At 63.8% G+C, this 2509-nt stretch carries 2 protein-coding genes and 1 pseudogene; all 3 read left to right on the top strand.

What is annotated here, in order from left to right; translation table 11 throughout:
• Positions 1–57: 57 nt before the first annotated feature.
• Positions 58–1224: a glycosyltransferase gene (locus EOA33_RS31935; protein WP_245482497.1), complete on the top strand. Its 1167-nt coding sequence runs from the start codon at positions 58–60 to the stop codon at positions 1222–1224.
• A complete protein-coding gene (locus EOA33_RS31930) occupies positions 1221–2198 on the top strand; it encodes a hypothetical protein (RefSeq protein WP_127407438.1) in 978 nt (325 codons plus the stop codon). The genes EOA33_RS31935 and EOA33_RS31930 overlap by 4 nt, the downstream gene beginning before the upstream one ends.
• A pseudogene (locus EOA33_RS31925) lies at positions 2191–2509 on the top strand (hypothetical protein); the annotation flags it as partial. The gene EOA33_RS31930 and the pseudogene EOA33_RS31925, both read left to right, overlap by 8 nt.

The raw sequence follows: 2509 nt of genomic DNA, 5'->3' as shown, positions 1-2509 counted from the left end.
GTCGCCTTCGATCCGGTCGGCGGCCTGCAGAATCAGACATGGACAATCGCCAACGCGATGGACGAGGCCGGCGCCGCCCAGACCATTCTGACCACGTTCATTCCCGGAAGCCCGAGAGAGGTTCAGCTTTCGCCGAGGATGCGCCTCAAATGCGCAGGCTTCTGGCTGCCGGAGTTCGCCGCCGGCCCGCTGCTCTGCTTCACCTGGTTCCTGGCCGCATTGCCGGAGCTGCTTCGAGCACGCGGCCGCTATGATGTCGTCCATATCCACTTCAACCACTCGGTCTGGTGCCGGGCCATGGCCATTCTGGTCTCCAGGCTGAAGATACCTCTCGTGGTATCGATGAACACGCAGCTCTGGTCCGGGCTCCAGCATGCACTGCGGCTCAAGGGCAAGACGTATGATGTCACCCGCTGGCTGGAACGCTATGCTTTGATGTCGGCCGACCGTGTTGTCGCACTCACCGAGCGTTACGGCAGGGAAGCCGTAGCGGAAACCGGGCTGGATCGCCGCGTGGCGGTGATCGCTGACGCTGTCGACGCCGAAGCGTTCGGCCGTCCGATCGACCCGGACGCGCTTCAAGCCTTTCGCTCCGAGCATGGCATCCCCGAGGGGCGGCCTGTGGTTAGCTTCATCGGCCGCATCAGCCCGGAAAAGGGTTGGCAGGATTTGCCGGCCCTGGCCAAGCGCCTGGCCGAAAAGGGCGTGTTTTTGTTGATTTGCGGCGATGGCCCCGACCGGCGCAAACTGGAAGCGGCGCTTGCCGCCATTTCGCGCCCGGACTGTTTCGCTATCACCGGTTTTGTTTCCCCGACGGAGGTGAAAAAGGCTCTGCAGATTTCCGAAGTCCTGATTCTGCCGTCGCGGCGCGAGGTCCTGGGCAGCGTGTTGCTCGAGGCGATGGCCTCCGGCCTGCCGGCAGTCGCCTATGCCGTTGGTGGCGTCGCCGATGTCGCCGGCAATCCGCCGGCATTGGCATTGGTGCGGGACGGCCAGCGTGACGATTTGATCGCCCGCACGATCGAGCTTCTGGACGAGAATCCACTGCGAAGCACCCTGATCGAGCGCGGGCGCCAACGGGTCGGGGATTTCGCAGTGCATTCGGCGGTTGCCCTCAACCTCGAGCTTTATGCCTCGATCCTGTCGGGATCCGGCATCGGCTCGCGAAACCGGGGCGACGTCCTGGCCTTTCAGGAGGACGGCGGTTCGCCGGACGGCGCTTGATCAATTTCGTCACCACGCGCAGCCACGCCTACACCGTCCGTCATCTGGTCCGCCAATTGGGCGATGCGCGCCGCTGGAGCTACGAACGCCTTTTCCGGCAAAAGGAACTGCGCGCCGGCACTTGGGTCTTCACCGATCACGAACGGCTGTCGTCCTTCGAGATCGCGCTGGCCGCGAAGGTCGCGAACAAGCTCGAGCAAGGCGGCTCGCGGGTGCTCAACCATCCCGCTCGCTTGCGCGGCCGACACGATCTGCTGAAGGCACTGCACGAGGCCGGGATCAACCAATTCTCTGTCTGGCGTTGCGAAAGCCAGCCGCGGCCAAACTCCTTTCCGGTGTTCATCCGCAACGAGTTCGACCATCTGTCGTCCGATTTCGACCTGATCGCCGACCAACAGGCGCTCGACGCAACAATCGCCCGCATGAAGGAGAACGGCATTCCCCTGGCTGGCAAGTTGGTGATCGAATATGCCGGCCAGGAAGTCAGCCCCGGTGTGTGGCAGCGTTTCGCGACCTACCGCGTCGGCTCTCGGCTGATCGCCCACCATAATGCGGTCGACTTCCGCTGGGCAGCCAAGGATGTCGAGGACAAGACCCGTCTTCTTGCCCATCCGATGTTTGGCGCCTTCGTCGAGAATGAGCGCCGTTTCGTCACCGACAATCTCTATGAGGACGTGCTGCGACAGGCCTTTGATCTGGCTGGCATCGACTACGGCCGCGCCGACTTCTCGCTTGTGGACGGGCACCCGCAGATTTTCGAGATCAACACCAACCCGGCGCACGGCTCGCACCGCACGATCTACCGCGAGACGTTCCCGGCCAGGGTCGAGACGCAGCGGCTGAGCGAGGACAGGCTCTATGCGGCCCTGAGCGCCATCGACATGCCGATTGGCGCGGGGATCGCGCTCGACGATCCGGCGCTGCGCACACAGCAGGTATTCAGGCGGCTTTTCCTGGGGTTGAAACGTGCTTGAACGCGCCCTGCGGCAACCGCACCCTGGTGACACGCCGGTCATTTTCGAGACCGCCGACCGGTTTGATTTCGGCTCGCGGGAATTCCGCCTGCTTTTCAATCGTGCCCGGGCAACGGCCTTCCAGCATCCCGATTGGTTGACGGCCTTCTATCGCCATCTTGTGCCGGCGCATGGCGTCGAGCCGCTGGTGGTGACCGGCCGGGATGCCGCCGGCGACCTCCAACTCGTCGTGCCGCTTGTGCGCCGCCGCGCGGAGGACGGATCTCGCTCGATCGAATACGCCTTCCTTGGTGTCACCGACTATGCCTGTC

The sequence above is a fragment of the Mesorhizobium sp. M4A.F.Ca.ET.050.02.1.1 genome (genome assembly GCF_003997725.1).
Lineage (GTDB): Bacteria > Pseudomonadota > Alphaproteobacteria > Rhizobiales > Rhizobiaceae > Mesorhizobium.
Note: the sequence above shows the minus strand (reverse complement) of the source record. Positions and strands in the feature narration are given on the sequence as shown.

Coding starts and splice junctions, on each gene's coding strand:
- EOA33_RS31935 (WP_245482497.1), top strand. CDS start 58: ATGGACGAGGCCGGCGCCGCCCAGACCATTCTGACCACGTTCATTCCC.